At 66.7% G+C, this 17,566-nt stretch carries 17 protein-coding genes; 13 read left to right on the forward strand and 4 right to left on the reverse strand.

Annotated elements, in window-relative coordinates; translation table 11 throughout:
• The 3 genes from E5671_RS27255 to E5671_RS27265 form a co-directional block, all read right to left on the reverse strand.
• Positions 1–330 carry a hypothetical protein gene (locus tag E5671_RS27255; RefSeq protein WP_160506553.1) on the reverse strand — a complete coding sequence of 110 codons (330 nt, stop codon included), beginning with the start codon at positions 328–330 and terminating at the stop codon, positions 1–3.
• Positions 331–722: 392 nt separating this feature from the next.
• Positions 723–1,664, reverse strand: a complete 942-nt coding sequence (locus tag E5671_RS27260; RefSeq protein WP_336605859.1) for a hypothetical protein — start codon at positions 1,662–1,664, stop codon at positions 723–725.
• Between the two features lie 68 nt (positions 1,665–1,732).
• On the reverse strand, positions 1,733–2,413 hold the full coding sequence (locus E5671_RS27265) for a hypothetical protein (RefSeq protein WP_160506555.1): 681 nt from the start codon (positions 2,411–2,413) through the stop codon (positions 1,733–1,735).
• A 615-nt stretch (positions 2,414–3,028) separates the two neighbouring features.
• On the opposite strand from E5671_RS27265, the gene E5671_RS27270 reads away from it, so the two are divergent.
• The 4 genes from E5671_RS27270 to E5671_RS27285 all read left to right on the forward strand — a co-directional run bounded on the left by E5671_RS27270 (position 3,029) and on the right by E5671_RS27285 (position 9,090).
• The gene (locus E5671_RS27270; RefSeq protein ID WP_160506556.1) at positions 3,029–3,670 is read left to right on the forward strand and encodes a hypothetical protein; all 642 of its coding nucleotides are present in this window, start codon (positions 3,029–3,031) and stop codon (positions 3,668–3,670) included.
• Positions 3,671–3,786: 116 nt separating this feature from the next.
• The gene (locus E5671_RS27275) at positions 3,787–8,286 is read left to right on the forward strand and encodes a DUF6531 domain-containing protein (protein WP_160506557.1); all 4,500 of its coding nucleotides are present in this window, start codon (positions 3,787–3,789) and stop codon (positions 8,284–8,286) included.
• Positions 8,286–8,780, forward strand: coding sequence for a hypothetical protein (locus E5671_RS27280; protein WP_160506558.1), 495 nt, complete (start codon positions 8,286–8,288; stop codon positions 8,778–8,780). The genes E5671_RS27275 and E5671_RS27280 overlap by 1 nt, the downstream gene beginning before the upstream one ends.
• A gap of 19 nt (positions 8,781–8,799) precedes the next feature.
• The gene (locus E5671_RS27285; protein WP_160506559.1) at positions 8,800–9,090 is read left to right on the forward strand and encodes a hypothetical protein; all 291 of its coding nucleotides are present in this window, start codon (positions 8,800–8,802) and stop codon (positions 9,088–9,090) included.
• A gap of 103 nt (positions 9,091–9,193) precedes the next feature.
• On the opposite strand, the gene E5671_RS27290 is transcribed toward E5671_RS27285, so the two are convergent.
• A complete protein-coding gene (locus E5671_RS27290; protein WP_237330248.1) occupies positions 9,194–10,033 on the reverse strand; it encodes a S1 family peptidase in 840 nt (279 codons plus the stop codon).
• Positions 10,034–10,638: 605 nt separating this feature from the next.
• Between E5671_RS27290 and E5671_RS27295 the strand changes: the two genes are divergently transcribed.
• From E5671_RS27295 to E5671_RS27335, 9 genes are all read left to right on the forward strand, one after another.
• Positions 10,639–11,376 (forward strand): RcpC/CpaB family pilus assembly protein, encoded by a 738-nt coding sequence (locus tag E5671_RS27295; protein WP_160506561.1) that lies wholly within the window; start codon positions 10,639–10,641, stop codon positions 11,374–11,376.
• 17 nt (positions 11,377–11,393) lie between these two features.
• On the forward strand, positions 11,394–12,281 hold the full coding sequence (locus E5671_RS27300; protein WP_160506562.1) for a hypothetical protein: 888 nt from the start codon (positions 11,394–11,396) through the stop codon (positions 12,279–12,281).
• Positions 12,278–13,588: a CpaF family protein gene (locus E5671_RS27305; protein WP_160506563.1), complete on the forward strand. Its 1,311-nt coding sequence runs from the start codon at positions 12,278–12,280 to the stop codon at positions 13,586–13,588. The genes E5671_RS27300 and E5671_RS27305 overlap by 4 nt, the downstream gene beginning before the upstream one ends.
• 7 nt (positions 13,589–13,595) lie before the next feature.
• Positions 13,596–14,699: a type II secretion system F family protein gene (locus E5671_RS27310; protein ID WP_160506564.1), complete on the forward strand. Its 1,104-nt coding sequence runs from the start codon at positions 13,596–13,598 to the stop codon at positions 14,697–14,699.
• Positions 14,696–15,628 (forward strand): type II secretion system F family protein, encoded by a 933-nt coding sequence (locus tag E5671_RS27315; protein WP_160506565.1) that lies wholly within the window; start codon positions 14,696–14,698, stop codon positions 15,626–15,628. Before E5671_RS27310 ends, E5671_RS27315 begins: the two co-directional genes overlap by 4 nt.
• Before the next feature lie 87 nt (positions 15,629–15,715).
• Positions 15,716–15,967 (forward strand): hypothetical protein, encoded by a 252-nt coding sequence (locus E5671_RS27320; RefSeq protein ID WP_160506566.1) that lies wholly within the window; start codon positions 15,716–15,718, stop codon positions 15,965–15,967.
• Between the two features lie 103 nt (positions 15,968–16,070).
• Positions 16,071–16,454 (forward strand): TadE family protein, encoded by a 384-nt coding sequence (locus E5671_RS27325; RefSeq protein WP_202121280.1) that lies wholly within the window; start codon positions 16,071–16,073, stop codon positions 16,452–16,454.
• Positions 16,455–16,459: 5 nt separating this feature from the next.
• Complete coding sequence (locus E5671_RS27330) at positions 16,460–16,915, forward strand: TadE/TadG family type IV pilus assembly protein (RefSeq protein WP_160506568.1); 456 nt, start codon at positions 16,460–16,462, stop codon at positions 16,913–16,915.
• A complete protein-coding gene (locus E5671_RS27335) occupies positions 16,912–17,376 on the forward strand; it encodes a TadE/TadG family type IV pilus assembly protein (RefSeq protein ID WP_443032704.1) in 465 nt (154 codons plus the stop codon). Before E5671_RS27330 ends, E5671_RS27335 begins: the two co-directional genes overlap by 4 nt.
• Positions 17,377–17,566: the final 190 nt, after the last annotated feature.

Consider the following 17,566-nt stretch of genomic DNA (forward strand, 5'->3'; position numbering starts at 1 on the left):
TCAGTTGCCCTTCTTCTTCGAGTCCGCCTTCTTCGAGTCCGCCTTGGCCGACTTGAGCGACTCGGCCAGCTCCTGGTCAAGCTCGCTGAACTTCTCGCCGATCTTGTTGATCATCTTGACGGCGCCGTGCGTGTGCTTGCCGAGCTGCTTGACGCCGTAGCCCCACTCGTCGGCGAACTCGTGCACGTCCTCGACGAGTTCGCCCGCGCCGACGACAGAGCCGTCGGCCCCGCGGAGGGTGCGGCGGGCGGCATCCATGCGGTCGCTCACCGTGGAGAAGGTCTTCCGCAGGTCTTCGAAGATCGTGTCGTCGAGGCGCAGGTCGCTCACGTGGTGTCCCCCGGATCCCTCTGGGCGGTCGTCGTACCGGAACCCGGCGGCTGTCCACACTCGAGTCCCGTGAGACGAGGCTATCGCCAGGGGGCTTAACGCTATTCATGGGGTGGAGGACTTGCTAGGGCGAACCAAAGGGCTTAGTTGGGCGACGGGAGGCAGAATGTGGAGGGGCAGTGAAGGTGAAGTCCGGCACGTCAGGTGGCTATCCGGCGATCACCAGCACTTTTTCCCCTCCCTTTGCCTCTCTCTTTGCTTCCATTTACTTCTTGATTTGCGGGCGGGACCCAACTGAATGAGTGGGCAACCGCCAGATAAGCCGCATGGATAGCCGCAGGCCGTGATGCGGTCGAGTCGCCCGACGCCACCGGTTACACCAACCGGTCACGTCACCGGTTGATGGACTGGATCTCCTCGACCGTGATCGGCTGATCGTTCCCGTACTCGCCGTCGGGGAGCTCGCCGCCCGGACTGTTCGTGCCTGTCCAGGTGATCTCCCAGGTGGCGGTGGCCTGGAGGTTGAAGGTGCCGTTGCCCGACGAGCGTTGGTAGGTGACGCCACAGGGGGGCGTCTGCTTCGACTTGCCCTTCGCGTACGGCTCACCGATCGAATCGTCGTCGTTCATCTCGCACTTGCCGGACGCGGGGATACGCACGGCGTCATCGGTTCCCGGCTTGATGCTGAGCGCGACCGGCTTGGCAGTCGTCGTCGCCTCGATGTGCAGGCCGGGAGCGTCGAGCGAGGCGGTCACGGACACGGGCTGGAACTCACCCTTGTCCAGCCAGGCCCAGGTGGGGAGATTGACCTTGGAGGGGCCGTCGGGAGCGAGGGAGACCTTCGTGCCGGGGACCTTGATCTGCTCGTACGCGAGACCTGCGAGGGTCTCCGGGTCGATGGCCTGTGGGACGTCCGGAGTCTCGCCGTTCTCGACCCAGAACGGCTCCTTGTCGCAAGCGAACTGGTCGGCCATGGAGGCGTTGGGGTTCTGCTGGGCCCCCCACCACATGCCGTCCTTCTCCTTGTCGATGTTGTAGCCGTCCTTGGCGTACGCCTGGTTCTGGTCGGACATGTCACCCAGAACGTCACGCGGCGCGTCGGGGTCGTGCCGGGCGCCGAAGTAGAGGCGCTCGCGGTACTCCTGGAACTCGGTGGCCTTCCACTCCGGCGCGTACCAGCAGGCGGGCGGCGTCCAGTCGGTGTCGACGGAGGCTATGGGGCCGCCGCCTTTGCTGTTGCCGGAGGAGGTGTAGGAGATCTTGGCTACGGCGGCGACGGTGTCGCCGTCCTTCTTGCCCGACACGTTCCCGTCGCCGAACTCCGTTCCTGCCACTGCCGGTCCTCCGGCAGCGAGTACCAGCGATATGCCGGCAGTCACTAGAACCAACGGCTTTCGCACTGTCATCGCCTGCACTCCTCAGCCCCGTCTCGCACTTGAGCCTGCTTGGCCCTCCACAGACCCTTGTTGCTGTCGGAGGCGGTCATGAGGATCTCCCAGGAGGCGAAATCCGTGACGCTCGGCTTGGTGCGGTGCACTTTCTCCGTCTTGACTTCCTTGCTGAAGAACTTGGTGGCGTCGCTGCAGAAGGAGACGACAGCCGACGTCTTTTTCTTCACCACATCAACCTTTGTGCCGCTGAAGTGTTGTTCACCCGTCACCGTGTAACCGGCGTCTACGTTCTTCTTGATTTGGTCCTTCGCGTACTTGAAGGCCGGCCCCTGGTATTCCGAGTAGAACTTGTACGCCGCGTCTTCCGGGTCCTGCTTCACGATTCCGTGCCTGATGGACAGGACGAAGTTCTCAGCGTCGGTCGCGGCAGCCGCCTGGTCCGGGTCCGAGAGGTTGGCCTTGGCGAACTCGATCTCGACGTCGGACGGAAGCTTCATCTCAGGCCGGTCGATCGCGGGCGCATCGCTCTTCTTCGAGCTCGGCGACGCGCTCTTCTTGCCACCCTCATCCGCCCCGGCGATCTTGTCCTTGCCCGAGTCCTTGTCGTCCCCACCCCCGCATCCACTCAGCAGCAGGGCAGCGGCAGCCGCCATCGAGACGGCGGCGACGGGAAGGGTGCGACTGCGGTTCACGTAGGACTCCCGGTGGGGCGACAGTTCTCCAAGCCATCCGAAGGTACTGAAGTGGTCAATGCCTTCGCCAGGGTTCACTTAGCCGAGTAGTGAATGTCTCGTGAGGTGAATGACCGCACAAAGCCCCCAGTTCGGTCGCAGCGGGGACGAATGGCTCGCCCGTCACGAATACCGGAATGGAAAGCTCCGTAGATGAAGTACGTGAAGGTCGCCTGGGACACGGAACACCGCGAGCGACCGCTGCGTAAAGGACTTGGAGCTCACGGGCATCTCCCTGCCCACAAGTACAGCAAGTGGCCCGAGTGCGGCATCACTCACATTCAGTCCAAACAAGTGGAAACACGCCACAGGCCTACGTATCGAGTACGCGGGCGTCACGCGCTTCCGCCTTGGGTGTTCAACGCGGCCGTGACGGAGACCTTCCCTCGAGCTCGGGTGGGTCGCACTGCAGGAAAGCCCCACTGGCGTACCGCGAAGAAGGGTCACCGATGGGACTTTTCTGCAACGGGCGGCGTCCCCGCGGGCCGGCGCTGGGGCACGTCCGAGTACAGGGCTGAAGTCCCGCCTCGTACGCTGGCAAGCCAGAGTCAACAAAAAGGGGACGGGGACAACAGCATGGCCCGCTACACCGAAGCGCAGACCATCGCCCGCGGCGGATTCAGCATCAAGGTGCCGGAGACCTGGTGGGAGTTCGACGTCCGCCCGGAGTCGCGCGACGCCAGCATCCGGCAGATGATCAACGACCGCATACGCGAACGCCCCGAGCTCGAGCCGCACCGCAACACCTTCGAGGGCTTCCTGCGCAAGGCGTCCAAGGAGGCCTGGCAGTCCGGCGCCCTGTACTGCGGCTGCATGGCGGAGAGCTTCGGCGGCGATGTGCCGATCACGGGCTCGGTCACGGTCTCCCTGGTCGGCGCCCGCACGTCGAGCGGCGACGTGATGCCGACGGACCCGGCCGCGATCGTGGCCCAGCTCGGCGTACGGGAGGCCAAGCGCGAGGGCGACACGTACCGCGAGGTGAAGACGGTCGAGATCCCGGGCGTGGGGATGGCGGCGCGGACGTACGGCATCGAGGACGTCTCGGTCCCCGGAGACGACCGCACGATGCGCGTCGTACTGATGCAGACCTTCATCCCGGTGCCGGGCCAGGAGGGCAAGGTCGCCCTGGTGGCGGGGAGCAGCCAGGTCCTGGACCTGGCGGAGTCGTTCTTCGACATCTTCGACGCGGTGACCTCGACGTTCCGCTTTGCGGAATAGGCGGCCTCAAGCACTGACACCCTGCGGCCCTGCCGCCTTCCCGTACTCCGCACGCAGCTAGTAACTTCGCATGTGCGTACGGGTACTAGTGGGGCGGAAGCGGCGGGGGTCGGGTCATGGCGGGGAATCGTCCGGCGGATTGGCATGTCCTGGACCTGGACAAGGATCCAACACCCGGAGATCCGGACCGCGTCCGCAACCTGGCCAAGAACCTGCACGATTTCGCCGACGACGTGTCGAAGGTCCTCCGTGACATCAAGGGGATGGCGGGCGAGGACGCGATCCTCACCTGGGCGGGCAAGACCGCGGAGTCCTTCACGTCGGAGTTCGAGGACGCGCCGGGCAAGCTGAAGAAGCTCAAGAAGAGCTACGAGATGGCCGGCGACGCCCTGTCGACGTACTGGCCGGAGCTGGAGCGCGCCCAGGCCCTCGCCGACAAGGCCCTGGTCAAGGGCCGTGAAGCACAAGGGGACTTGAGCAGCGCCCAGACCCGGCTCACCTCCGCCGACTCCTGGGTGGACAAGGCGGGCAAGGAAGCCGACAAGTACAAGGACGACGACGGCGGCTCCAAGTCCAAGGACGTCCCCAAGCCCGACCCGGACAAGGTCAAGGCCGCCACCCGCAACGCGACCGCCGCCGAGAAGGCGCAGACGACCGCCAAGTCGGACGTCTCCGCCGCCAAGAGCAACCTCGACGCCGCGAAGAAGATGGCCGAGGACGCCCGCAAGATGCGCGAGGACGCCGCGGGCACCGCGAAGAAGAAACTCGAAGAGGCCTCCGACGCGGGCATCCAGAACCGCAAGTGGTGGGAGGAAGTCGGCGACTGGGTCACCGACAACTGGGACACCATCGTCGCCGTCTGCAAAGTCGTCGTCGCCGTCCTCGGCATCATCGCCATGATCATCGGCGGCCCGATCCTCGGCGCGATCGTCCTGATCGCTGCCCTGGTCGTCCTCGCCGACACCCTCCATAAATACGCCAACGGAGAAGCAGGCCTACTCGACGTCGCCTTCGCCGCCCTCGACTGCATCCCCGGCATGAAGGGACTGACCTCCCTCCGCGGCCTCGCCAAGGGGATGAAGGGACTCAAGGGCGGGCTGAGGGGTCTGAAATCGGCTCGGAGCGCGATCGCGAACGGGGCGAAGGGCACGTACAACCGGGTGAAGACCAAGATCAAGGGTCTTGGCGACCCAGTGGATGTGGCCACCGGACAGATGTTCCTGGACGCAACCGACCTCACGCTGCCTGGCAAGCTGCCACTGGTCTTCACCCGCCGTGTGGCATCTGGCTACCGAACGGGCGGCTGGTTCGGACCCGCCTGGACGTCCACCATCGACCAACGCCTGGAGATCGACGAACAGGGTGTCGTGTTCGTTACCGAAGACGGCATGCTTCTCGAGTATCCGCATCCGCAGGGGGCGGATACCCCGGTGCTGCCCGACTTCGGTCCGCGTTGGCCACTGGAACGCCTGGACGACGGTGGCTACCTCGTTACCGACCCGGTCACCGGTCACGGCCGCCACTTCGCCCCGCCCGCTGACGATGTGGCGATACTGATCCGTATCTCGGACCGTAATCACAACACCATCGACTTCGACTACGACGACGAAGGCGCCCCACAGGCGATCCGGCACTGCGGTGGCTATCACATCGCCCTGGCCACTACCGACGAGCGCGTAACTGCGCTGAGTATTGTCGGCGCAGGCGAGGGCGACTCCGACGTCGTGATCAAGCGATACAGCTATACCGCCGGTCATCTCACCGCAGCCGTCAACTCTTCAGGGCTGCCGCTGCAGTTTGCCTACGATGAGCGGGGACGTATCACGTCTTGGGAGGACACCAACCACAGTCGGTATCACTACAGCTATGACGAACAGGACCGCTGCACCGGCCAATGGGGAACGGCCGGGCACCTGGCCAATACCTTCATCTACGACGTGATCGACGCTGCGTGGCCGGGCTGCCGTGTCACCGAGCTCACCACGGCTGAGGGAGCGACCTCCCGTTTCGCCGTCGATGGCCGAAGCCTGGTCGTCGCCGAGGTCGATCCTCTGGGTGGCACGGTGACGACGACTTACGACGCCGACCAGCATGTCGTCGCAACGACGGATCAACTCGGGTACACCACGACGCTGGTGAACAACGCATTGGGACAGCCGATCGAGGTGGCCCGTCCCGATGGTGCCGTTGTCCGCGTCACGTACAACGACCTGAACCTCGCGACCGTCATTGACCTGCCCGACGGCACTTCCTGGCGGCACACGTACGACGAGCGCGGCAATTGCACCGCCACCTCTGATCCGGTCGGCGTTACGTCCAGCACCACGTACAACCCGGCAGGTCACCCCCGGACGATCACCGACGAGCTGGGTCACATCACCACGGTGCGTTGTGACCCGGCGGGTCTGCCTCTGGAGGTCGCCGACCCGCTGGGCGGCACCACTTCCTGGGAGCGGGACGCCTGGGGCAGGCCGGTTGCTCTTACCGACGCGTTGGGGCACACCACCCGCCTGTCCTGGTCAACGGAGAGTCACCTCCTGCGGCGTACCACACCCGACGGCGCGACGGAGTCATGGGCGTATGACGGCGAGGGCAACTGCACCAGCCACACCGACCAGCTGGGACAGATTTCCCAGTTTGAGTACACACACTTCGATGCCTTGTCGGCACGCACCGGACCTGATGGGACCCGCCACGAATTCGAATACGACGCCTCCCTGCGTCTCACCCAGGTCATCAACCCTCAGGGCCTGACCTGGAATTATGTCTACGATCCCGCAGGGCGCCTGTCCTGTGAGACAGATTTCGACGACTGTGAGATCACCTACGCCCATGACGGGGCCGGGCGCCTGACCTCATTGACGAACGCCATCGGCCAGACCATCACATTTGAACGCGACGCGTTCGGCCGGACCATCCGAAAGAACGCGAACGGTCGGTGCACCACGTTTGCGTACGATCTGACAGGCGAGATCGTGGAGGCCGCCAGTGCTGACAGCGCGGTCACGTATGTCCGGGACCGACGTGGTCGTGTGACGTCTGAGACGGTGAATGGCCGTGAACTTTGTTTCACCTACGACGAAGCGGGCCGCCGCACCGCACGTGTCACGCCGTCTGGCGCGACCAGTACCTGGAAATACGACGCCACCGGACGCATATCCCAACTGGTCGTATCCGGCCGTACAGTCGATTTCGAATACGACGCGGCCAGTCGTGAACTCGCCCGCCAATTCGGTGATTCCTTCACCATGGCCGGCACCTTCGACGAGGTGGGCCGCCTGACCACACAGAAGCTAACGGCCCATGGCGACCAGGACCCTTCCCTCTACCGCGCTTACGCCTATCGTGCTGATGGCCATCTGGCAGGCATAGATGACCAACTGTCCGGCCCGCGCCGTTTCGATCTCGACGCTGAGGGACGTGTCACCGCGGTTCACGCCGCCAAGTGGACCGAAACCTACGCCTACGACTCGGCAGGCAACCAGCAATCCGCTTCATGGCCCGTCGAGCACCCTGGTCATGAAGCCACCGGCGCCCGCGAGTACACAGGGACCCATATCACTCGAGCCGGTCATGTCCGCTACGAGCACGACGCCTTGGGACGCATCACCCTCCGCCAGAAGACTCGTCTGTCGCGCAAGCCGGATACCTGGCGCTATGACTGGGACGTGGAGGACCGACTCACCTCGGTCATCACACCCGACGGGACTTGCTGGCGCTACATGTATGACCCGCTGGGCCGACGCACTGCCAAGCTCCGTATGGCCGCAGACGGCGAAAGCGTTCTGGAACGCGTCGACTTCACCTGGGACGGTGTGACTCTCTGCGAACAGACCACGATCGCCGTTGAGTTGCCGGAACCGGTCACTCTTACCTGGGACCATCACGGGCTCCAGCCCGTCGCACAGACCGAGCGGATCACAGCGTCAGGCGCTCGACAAGAGGAAATCGACGCCCGCTTCTTCGCGATCGTCACCGACCTCGTTGGCGCACCGAGCGAACTTGTCGATGAGCAAGGCGAAATCGCCTGGCGCAAACGCAGCACCCTCTGGGGTACGACAGCTTGGAACATCGACGCGGTGGCGTATACGCCCCTCCGCTTTCCCGGCCAGTACTACGACCCGGAGACGGGCCTCCACTACAACTACTTCCGCCACTACGACCCCGAGACTGCCCGCTACCTGACCCCGGACCCGCTCGGCCTGGAACCCGCACCAAACCCCTTTTCCTACGTCAGTAACCCGTCTACATGGATTGACCCGCTCGGCCTCGCCCCGTACAACATCCACGCGTCGGTGGCGTATCAAGACTGGGGTAACAAGGGTGCGCACATCCATATCAAGAACAATGAGGTACAGATCTTCCCCGACGACAAGGGAGGGATCGGTGGCCGGCCCATCAGGCTTAAGCACGGAACCGCTAGCGACCGGGAGGTGCAGAAGGTCCTGGATGAGATTCATTCGAACCGGTCCCTGCGGGATGACATCATTGCGAAGGCCACCTCTGCACGTGACAGCATGAACAAGGGTGAATTCGGAATGAGTCAGAACCGCGCAGCTGAAATGCATTTCATTATCAAGAATCTCGAGAAGATGAACAAGGCGGAGGGCGGCTGATGTCCGACATTCATTTCTATGTTGAGGCAACGTTGCGGAACGAGGTCCTTGGTGTTCTGCTCGGCGCATCGCCGGAGGCTTGGGAGGCGAGCCTCGGCGGGGATTTTCTGGACGATGTCCAGAGGTCGCGAATGCGCAGGGATTACGGGCTAATTGAGGTGGCATTCGTCAAACGTAACGGCATCTGGGAATCTGTGACAGTCTCGGTTCAGATCCACCGCTTGGCACGCGGTCTGGAAGACGTCGTCCCGCAGTCGCTCACGGATGCCTATGGAGAGTTCTCCGAGTACGTGCCGTTCGACCTGTTCCATGAGGCGTTGCTGACTCGCGGGGGAAGACTCGAAGAGGTCGAGGAGCCCTCCACCGGGGGGTTCCGACAGTTCCGGGAACCCAAGGCTCAGAGCCACTTGTACGTGACTGGCGAGACCTCACCCGGTGACATGCGGCCAGGATCCGTATGGTCGATCGTCTTGTCCCGTGGCAACCGATTGTAAGGCTGGAAAAAGGGATGAGATGGCGAACCCGCTTTCCATCGAGGAGGCCGTCCCTCGATTTCGTGACCTGCTGACAGCGCAGGCCGACGCGGTCAGTGATCCGCTGTCCGCTGCCTTGCAAGCCTTCACGGAGTTCGCCCGGATCGACTTCGCCGTACCCGCTGGCCCTGACACCGACGGATGCCTTGTCGAGTACGGAGTCAATTCATTGGCCGGAGAGCCGCTGGGGACCTTGAAGCGCTGGGTGATTTTCCGTGCGCTGGGTGACCGCGCACCCGCTGTTGTCGTCGTAGATTCCGATATGGCCTAGTAGGCAGTATCGCCAGGTTGTCCTGGGCGCCACCTAGGAGAGTCCCGCTGCGAGGGCGGAAGCTCGGCCCGGGCATTGCAACCGGGCCGAGCTCGATGTGGTCTCAGCGGCGGTTCATGACCCGCTTCACCTTCTTGCCCCCCGCCGACTCACCCAACGTCTTCCACAGCTTCGACGAGCTCACCGACGTGTAGACACCCGGAGCCCCCTGCGCCCCGCACCCGTCCCCGTACGACACTACGCCCACCTGAATGGGGGCCCTGCGGCCGGGGACGTTGCGGAAGATGGGGCCGCCGCTGTCGCCCTGGCAGGAGTCCTTCGTCTCAACTCCCGCGCAGAAGTTGACCTTTGCGTCGTACTCCTCGTAGCTCGTCCTGCACTCCGCGTGCGAGAGGATCGGGACCTTTACTTCGCGGAGGCGGTCCGGGGTGTTCGGGAGTTCCGTGTCCGTGTTGCCCCAGCCCGCGACCGTTGCGTTCTGACCCGGGCGGATCAGGGCGTCCGTGCCCTGGGTGGGGAGGGCGATCGGGGAGATCCCGCGGATCGGCTTGCTGAGCTGGATGAACGCTACGTCGTACGCCTCCTGGCCCTTGAGGTAGCGAGGGTGTACCACCACGCCGCCCTTGGCCACATTGCGTATCTGGCCCTGGCCGGCCTTCGAGAGGACCGTGCGGCCCACCGCCACCTGGAGCTTCTTCGGCTTCAGGGGCTTGCCCGCGTCGTCCACCAGGCAGTGTGCCGCCGTCATGATCGTGTCTGCCGTGACCAGGCTGCCGCCGCAGAACTGGCGGTCCAGCGGGCTGCCGGAGCCCTTGTCCATCACGGCGGCCATGAACGGGTAGGCGTCGTTGGAGACTTCGGTGCCGCCGATGATCGCGTGCGCGGCGGGGGTGCTGGTGGCCAGCATGGCAATCGCCGCCGTGGCTACGCCGGTTACCGCCATGGTCTTGCGTGAACGTGACGCCGCCCGTGCGGTACGTCGTCCGTGCGGGGAGAAGGAAAGTCTCATGGGGGTTGAATTTCTCTTCCGTCTTGAGCTATTGGGCTGTTGAGCGTTGGGCACAGCAGGGTGCGTGCCGGACTGTGAGACGGGGTACCGCGCGCGGGGGTTCATCCGGCCCGGGTGCGAGTGGACTTCGGGCAGGTGTGGCCGAAGTCCGCCCAACCGGGAACCACCCCCGCCCCTCCCGGCGTCATCCGTGCGGCTGAACGATCAGCCGCTCATCGGTCACCGACAGGTTGGTGTTCCTCATCACCGCGCCCCGCGGCGCCCGTTGCGCAAAGGGGAATTATTCGCGTACGCACATCCCCCTCTCCTCCCGCGATCCCGGAATGCGTGGGAACCATGGAGTACGGATTGCGCGTGGATAACGATGGGGAGCGCGGGCCGCAGCGGTCCTGACGCGCCTTGAGGGGCTTATGTGCTGCTGATACGGTGCGATGACTTGACACTGTGCCTGGGGCTGAATAGCCCGCCCGAGGCGGGCGAAGAGAGTCGCGAGTGTCTGAAAATGACCGAATCTTCTTGGGCGTGCGGGGAGCAGTTGCGTGAAGATCCAAGAGCGTACGGGGGCGGGCAACAGCCGTTCCGCCGCGCCGGTTCAGCCAGCGGTTGGTGAGCGCCTTCCCGCGCCGCCTCGCGAGCGCAAACCGGCACTCGCCGCCCTGGCCGTTCTGCTCATCCTCATCGGCGCCCTCGGCGCCACCGTCCTCGTGCTGCGCGCGGGGGAGCGGGTGGAGGTCGTGAAGGTCACGGCCGAGATCCCTGCGGGGGAGTCGGTGAGTGACGACAACGTCACCTCCGTCATGGTCGCCGACGACACGAGCATCAACTACGTGAAGTGGTCGCAGGTCGACGACCTGAGGAAGCTCAAGGCCACCAACACCATCCCCAAGGGTGCTGTCGCGGTCGGCGAGATGTTCTCCAGCAAGAGCGGGCTGCCCGCGGGCAAGTCGGCCGTCGGCGTCTCCCTCAAGGAGGGGCAGTACCCCGCGGACGGCCTGAAGGCCGGCGACAGCGTGGACGTCTACCAGGTCGGCGACGACGCTTCCGGAGGAAGCTCCAGCGACAAGGGGACCGGCGGCTCCGCCGGTACGGGCGCGAGCGACTCGCCCATCGTCTCGGCCGCCCGCGTCAGCTCCGTCGCGGACAAGAGCGACGCCACCGTGAGCACCGGTGCCCTCGGCATCACGCTCCTGGTGGACAGCGCCGACGCCGCAGCCGTCACCAGGGCCGCGTCCGCCGGTGCGGTCTCTCTCGTCCAAGTGTCTCCCAACGGCAACTAGAGGCGAGTAGAAGAGACATGGCGCTCATTGCTCTCGCTGCCGACAAGGGGTCTCCCGGAGTCACCACCGCGGCCGTCGCGCTGGCGGCCGTCTGGCCGCGGCGCGTCCTGGTCGCGGAGACCGACCCCGCCGGCGGCGACCTGGTCTACCGCAGTGCCGCCGCGCACGGCGGACCGCTCAACCCCAACACCGGGATGCTCAGCATCGCGGCCACCGCCCGTCGTGGACTCGTCCCCGATCAACTCTGGGATCACACCCAGCCGTTGAGCGGCGGACTTGAGGTGCTCGTCGGGCTCGGTGTCGCCGAGCAGGCCGCCGGGCTCGCGGGCCTCTGGCCGACCCTCGGCCGCGCCTTCTCGCAGCTCGCCGACTCCCCGCACGCGCCCGCCGACGTCATCGCCGACTGCGGCCGTATCAGTGGGGACACCCCTGCCGTCGAGCTGTTCCCGCAGGCGGCCCTCGTGCTGCTCGTCTCGCGGACCGAGCCCGAGGCCATCGCGCGCGTACGCGACCGTGCCGCCGCCCTCGCGGCCAAGCTGCACGGCGGATCGCGTGGGGCCGCCTCGCTGGCGACCCCGCTCATCGGCGTACTCCTGATCGCCGACCCCTCGACGTCCGCCAAGCTCGTCCACCAGGTCAACGACATGCTGATGGCCGCGCAGACCGGAGCCCGCGTCGTCGGCACCCTCGCCGAAGACCCGGCGGGCGCCGAGCAGTTGGCGGGGCGCAAGCGCGGGCGTCTCGACAAGTCGATGCTCATCCGCTCGGCCCGCAAGGTCACCGTCGACCTCTACCAGCAGTACGGCGCCGCCTGGGCCAACCCGAACGCGGGCGGCCCGCACGGCACCCACGGAAGTCATGGCGCCGGCACCCACGGAGCAGGCGCGCCCGGAGCCGGCCGATGAGCGTCCCCGTCGATCACTCGCTCGTCAAGCGGTTCCGGCAGGACGCCGGTGACCGCATCGCCGAGCAGCGCCGCCTTGACCAGGTCTCCGGCGTCACCCCCATGTCGGGCGAGGACGAGCGGCAGTACGCCCGCGCCGTCATCGCCCAGATCCTGGAGGAGTACGCCCGGATAGAGATCAACGCCGGGCGGACCCCGCTGGACGCCGACACCGAGGAGAAGTACGCGGCCGCCGTGCACGCGGCGCTCTTCGGCGTAGGACGGCTCCAGCCGCTGCTCGACGACCCCGAGGTCGAGAACATAGACATCAACGGGTGCGACCAGGTCTTCGTCGGATACGCCAACGGACGCGAGACCAAGGCCGATCCGGTCGCCGAGACCGACGAGGAGCTCATCGAGCTCATCCAGATCCTCGGCGCGTACTCCGGTCTCTCCTCGCGCCCCTTCGACTCCGCCAACCCGCAGCTCGACCTCCGCCTCCCCGACGGCTCGCGTCTGTCGGCCGTCATGGACGTCACGCGGCGCCCGGCGCTCTCCATCCGACGTGCCCGCATGGGCAAGGTCTTCATGTCGGACCTGGTGGGCAACGGCACGGTGACCCCCGAGGTCGCGCACTTCATGGCGTGCGCGGTGCGGGCCCGCAAGAACATCATGATCGCGGGCGCGACGAACGCAGGAAAGACCACTCTGCTGAGGGCGCTCGCCAACGAGATCCCGCCGCACGAGCGTCTGGTGACCGTCGAGCGCGCTCTGGAACTCGGCCTCGACCAGTTCGCCGACCTGCACCCGAACGTCGTCGCCTTCGAGGAGCGCCTGCCCAACTCCGAGGGCCAGGGCATGATCTCGATGGCGGAGCTGGTGCGCCGGTCGCTCCGTATGAACCCCTCCCGCGTCATCGTCGGTGAGGTACTCGGCGACGAGATCGTGACGATGCTGAACGCGATGTCGCAAGGCAACGACGGCTCGCTCTCCACGATCCACGCCAACAGTTCGAGTGAGGTCTTCAACCGCATCTCGACGTATGCCCTCCAGGCCGCCGAGCGCTTGCCCATCGAGGCGAGCCAGATGCTCGTGGCCGGAGCCGTCAACTTCGTCGTCTTCATCCAGCGGCGCAACAACTACCAGACCGGCGGCAAGCTCCAGCGCATGGTGACCTCGGTCCGCGAGGTCAACGGCGTCGACGGCCGCGTCCTGTCCAGCGAGGTCTTCGCGGAGGCCGCGAACGGGCAGGTCGTCGCGCACGCGCCGATCGCCTGCATGGACGACCTGGCCGCCTTCGGCTACCGCCCCGCCGGGCAATGGGGGTGAGCACGACATGAACTCAACCGAGCTTGCGGCTCTGGGCGGACTCGGCTCGATGGGCGGCCTCTTCTCGCTGCCCGTCCTGTACGCACTGGGCTGCGGCATCGCGGTCGGCGGAGGCCTCGCGGTCCTCGCGATCGCGCTGCGCGGTCTTCCGGTGAAACCCGAGCACGAGAAGCAGAAGGCCAGTGAGCGGATGAGCGAACTCATCCGGTTCGCGGGTCAGCGCGGCTCGCTCGCCGTCGGCGTGGGCCTGGTGGTGCTGCTCCTCACCCGGTGGACGGTCGCGGGCATCGCGTCCGGCATCCTCGTCTTCTTCTGGGACAAGCTGTTCGGCGGCGCGGCGGAGGAGCGGTCGCAGATGCGCCGCGTCGAGGCCCTCGCCGCCTGGACTGAGTCCCTGCGCGACACCATCGCGGGCGCGGTCGGCCTCGAACAGGCGATCCCGGCCTCGGCACGGGCGGCGGCGCCCGTGCTCCGTCCCCACCTGGACGCCCTGGTGGACCGACTGCGTGCGCGTACGCCGCTTCCCGAGGCCCTTCAGATACTGGCCGACGAGATCGACGACGCGTCGGCGGACATCATCGTGGCGGCGCTGATCCTGAACGCGAAGCTGCGCGGTCCGGGTCTGCGCCAAGTCCTCGGCGCCCTCGCCAAGTCGGCGCGCGAAGAGGTCGACATGCGCCAGCGCGTGATGTCGCAGCGCGCCTCGACGCGGCGCTCGGTGCAGATCGTGGTCGCGGTGTCGATCGCGTTCGTCCTCGGCCTCTCGATCTTCAACCGCGACTTCGTCGCGCCGTACGGCACCGCGGTCGGCCAGCTCGTACTCGCCTGCGTCTGCGGTCTGTTCGCGCTCGGCTTCTGGTGGCTGCGCAAGCTGTCGACGGTGGAGACGCCGGACCGCTTCCTGGTCAGGGACGAGCCGGGCGTGCAGTTCGTTCGGCCGCGGGGGCCGGGTGCGGTGCCCGGTGCGGGTGCTTCGGGTGAGCAGGCGCCCCTGACAGGTGCGGCCGGTCCGTACGGCCAGCCGGTGCAGCCCGGACAGCCCGGTCAGTCCGGTCAGCCCGGCCAGCCCGGCCAGCCCGGCTATGCGAATCCCGAGGGGGTACGTCGATGAGCCTGACGATGCCGATAGTGATCGGCGCCATCATGGGCCTGGGCATCTACGCCCTCGTACGTGCCCTGATGCCCTCCAAGCGGAGCGCGGTCGCCACGGTCGCGCGGATCGACGCCATGCGGGCGAGGGGGGCGGCGTACGAGTCGCACCGCTCGGCCGGTGACAGCAAGGACGACTCGGGCCGGCTGGGGACGGTGCGGGCCCGCGTGGGCACGCGAGTCGCCGACTTCTACCTCCAGCAGGGCTGGGAGCAGCGGTCGCTCCGCGCCGACCTGGCCGTCCTTGACCGCAGCTGGGAGAAGTTCCTGGCGACGAAGACGCTGCTCGCGGCCGGCGGTGTCTTCTTCGGGCCGTTCCTTTTCGCCGTCATCTGGACGCTGGGTGTCGGCAACAGCCCGATCATCCCGGTCTGGCTGGCCTTGATGTTCGGCGCGCTCTTCTTCTTCCTGCCCGACCTCGAGGTGCGCAGGGACGCCGCGGACAAGCGGCGCGACCTGCGCCGCGTCATCGGCGCCTACCTGGACCTGGTGTCGATGAGCCTCGCGGGCGGCCGAGGCCTCCCCGAAGCCCTGATGGCGGCGGCGGAGATCTCGGACGGGTGGGCGACGCAACGTATCCGGAACGCTCTGGCAGACGCCCGGATCACCGGCATCAGCCAGTGGCAGGCGCTCGGCAGCCTCGGTGAGGAACTGGGCATCGAAGAGCTCAAGGACCTGTCGGCCTCGCTCGCCCTGGTGGCGGACGACGGCGCGAAGGTGCGCGAGTCGCTCGCCTCCCGCGCGGAGACGATGCGGCACCGCGAAATGGCAGAGATCGAGGGCAGCGCGGGCGAGAAGTCGCAGTCGATGCTCGTCGCCCAGCTGCTCCTGTGTGCGGGCTTCCTGGTCTTCCTCATCTTCCCGGCGGCGATGCGCGTGTTCCAGGTCTAGCGGTCCAGTGATCTTTACGGCGACGGACGGGCCGGCCGACGGGGGCGGCCCGACAACCTCCCCCCACTCCTGAGAGGACAACTCACCATGAACGGACGGAACTTCAGTACCGGCATCCCGGCTGTCGACTTCCTGGTCACCTTCCTGCGGGGCCGCGTCGAGCGTGCCCGCTCCGGCGAGCTCGACCGCGGTGCGTCCGCGGTCGAGTGGGTCATCATCTCCGCGGTCGTCGTGGCGATCGTCGGCGTGGTGGCCGCCATCATCAACGCCGCGCTCAAGGGCGGAGCCGACAAGGTCGGTGACTGCATCGAGGGTGCGGACGCCGGCAAGACCTGCTGATCGATCGGTTACCGGGGAGCGAAGGCGGGGACGAGTGCGCGGGTGCGTGAAGCGATGGGTACGCCGCAGGGTGGAGGCAGCCTCCACCCGCGGTGAATCCGGCATGACCGCGATCGAGTTCGTGCTGCTCACTCCGGTCCTCTTCTTCATGATCTTCGCGACGGTGCAGTTCGCGCTGTACTTCTTCGCGGACCATGTCGCCCAGGCCGCGGCCCAGGCGGGCGCGCGCAAGGCGCGAGCGACGGCGGACGAGAACCCGGGCGGCTGGCGCGGTGACGCGCGTGACGTGGTCGACGCCTACATCCAGCAGCTGGGGCCGCAGTTGGTGATCAGCCCCGACGTGAAGACGATGGAGCCGAAGGCGAACACGGTCGGAGTGGAGATCACCGCGAGCGTGCCCTCGGTCTTCCCCGGCCTCGACCTGACGGTGCACGCGCAGTCGGCCGGGCCGGTGGAGCGGTTCGTCGAGGACAACGGGGGCGGCTGATGCTGATGGCTGGCGCACGGGCACGTGCCTTTGGTCGGCGGTGCCGACGGGCTGCCTCAAGGACGGACGACCGAGGGCTCTCGACCATCGAGGTGGTCATCCTCGCTCCCGTGGTGATCCTCTTCATCCTGGTCCTGGTGGCCTTCGGCCAGCTCGTCGACGGCCGGGGGGCGATCGACGGGGCGGCGCGGGACGCGGCGCGCGCGGGCTCGATCCAGAAGGACGAGGGCACGGCGATGGCCGAGGCGAAGGCGGCCGCGGAGGCGGACCTCGCGGACGTCTGCTCGGGCCCGGTCGACGTCAGGAAGACGAGCACGGGCTTCGAGGCCGAGGTGGATCCCTTCTTCACGGTCGAAGTGAGCTGCAAGGTAAGGGGCTTGGACATGATCGGTCTCGACGTGCCGACCACACTGACGGCCAGCTTCAGCTCCTCGCTCGACCCGTACCGGAGGTCGGTGTGAGCATCGCTCCTCGTCTACGGGGCTGGGTCGCCGCCCGCAGGGAACGCCTCGACGACCGTGGCTCGGGCGCCGGCGCCGTCATCATCTTCGCGATCGTGTTCCTCTCGCTCACCGCCTTCGTCATCGACGGCGGCCTGTCCATCTCCAAGCGGGAGAGGGCCGCGGACATCGCGGAACAGGCAGCGCGTTACGCGGCGCAGGACGTCGACCGCGAGGGCATATACGAAGGCGCCAAGGGCGCCCCCATCAACTACGAGAACTGCGGCGCACGAGCCCAGGCCTACGCCCGCTCGACGGACATGAACGGCGCGGACGTAGCGGCGACGCACTGCGTGACGGCAAACGCGGACCAGGTCGAGGTCGAGGTCCAGCTGACGTACAGCCCGGTGTTCACCGGTTTGTTCTACGGGGGCGATGTGACGGTGCGGGGCTCCGCGATCGCGGAGAACGAGGTCGGCTGAGACGGGGGCTCACCGCTCGCTGCCGGCCGCGTCCCCCGGGGGCCCGGGTCCACCCGAAGGGCCCGCGTCCACCCGGAGGGTCACCGGACTCGTCCGACTTTCACTCCGCGGGTCGTCGCTCTCGCGGTGACCTTCGGTGGGCGCGCGGGGTTTTACCGCCTGTTCCCCTTTGCGGGAGGTACAGGAGGTA

Source organism: Streptomyces sp. BA2, assembly GCF_009769735.1.
In the GTDB taxonomy this organism is placed as follows: domain Bacteria; phylum Actinomycetota; class Actinomycetes; order Streptomycetales; family Streptomycetaceae; genus Streptomyces.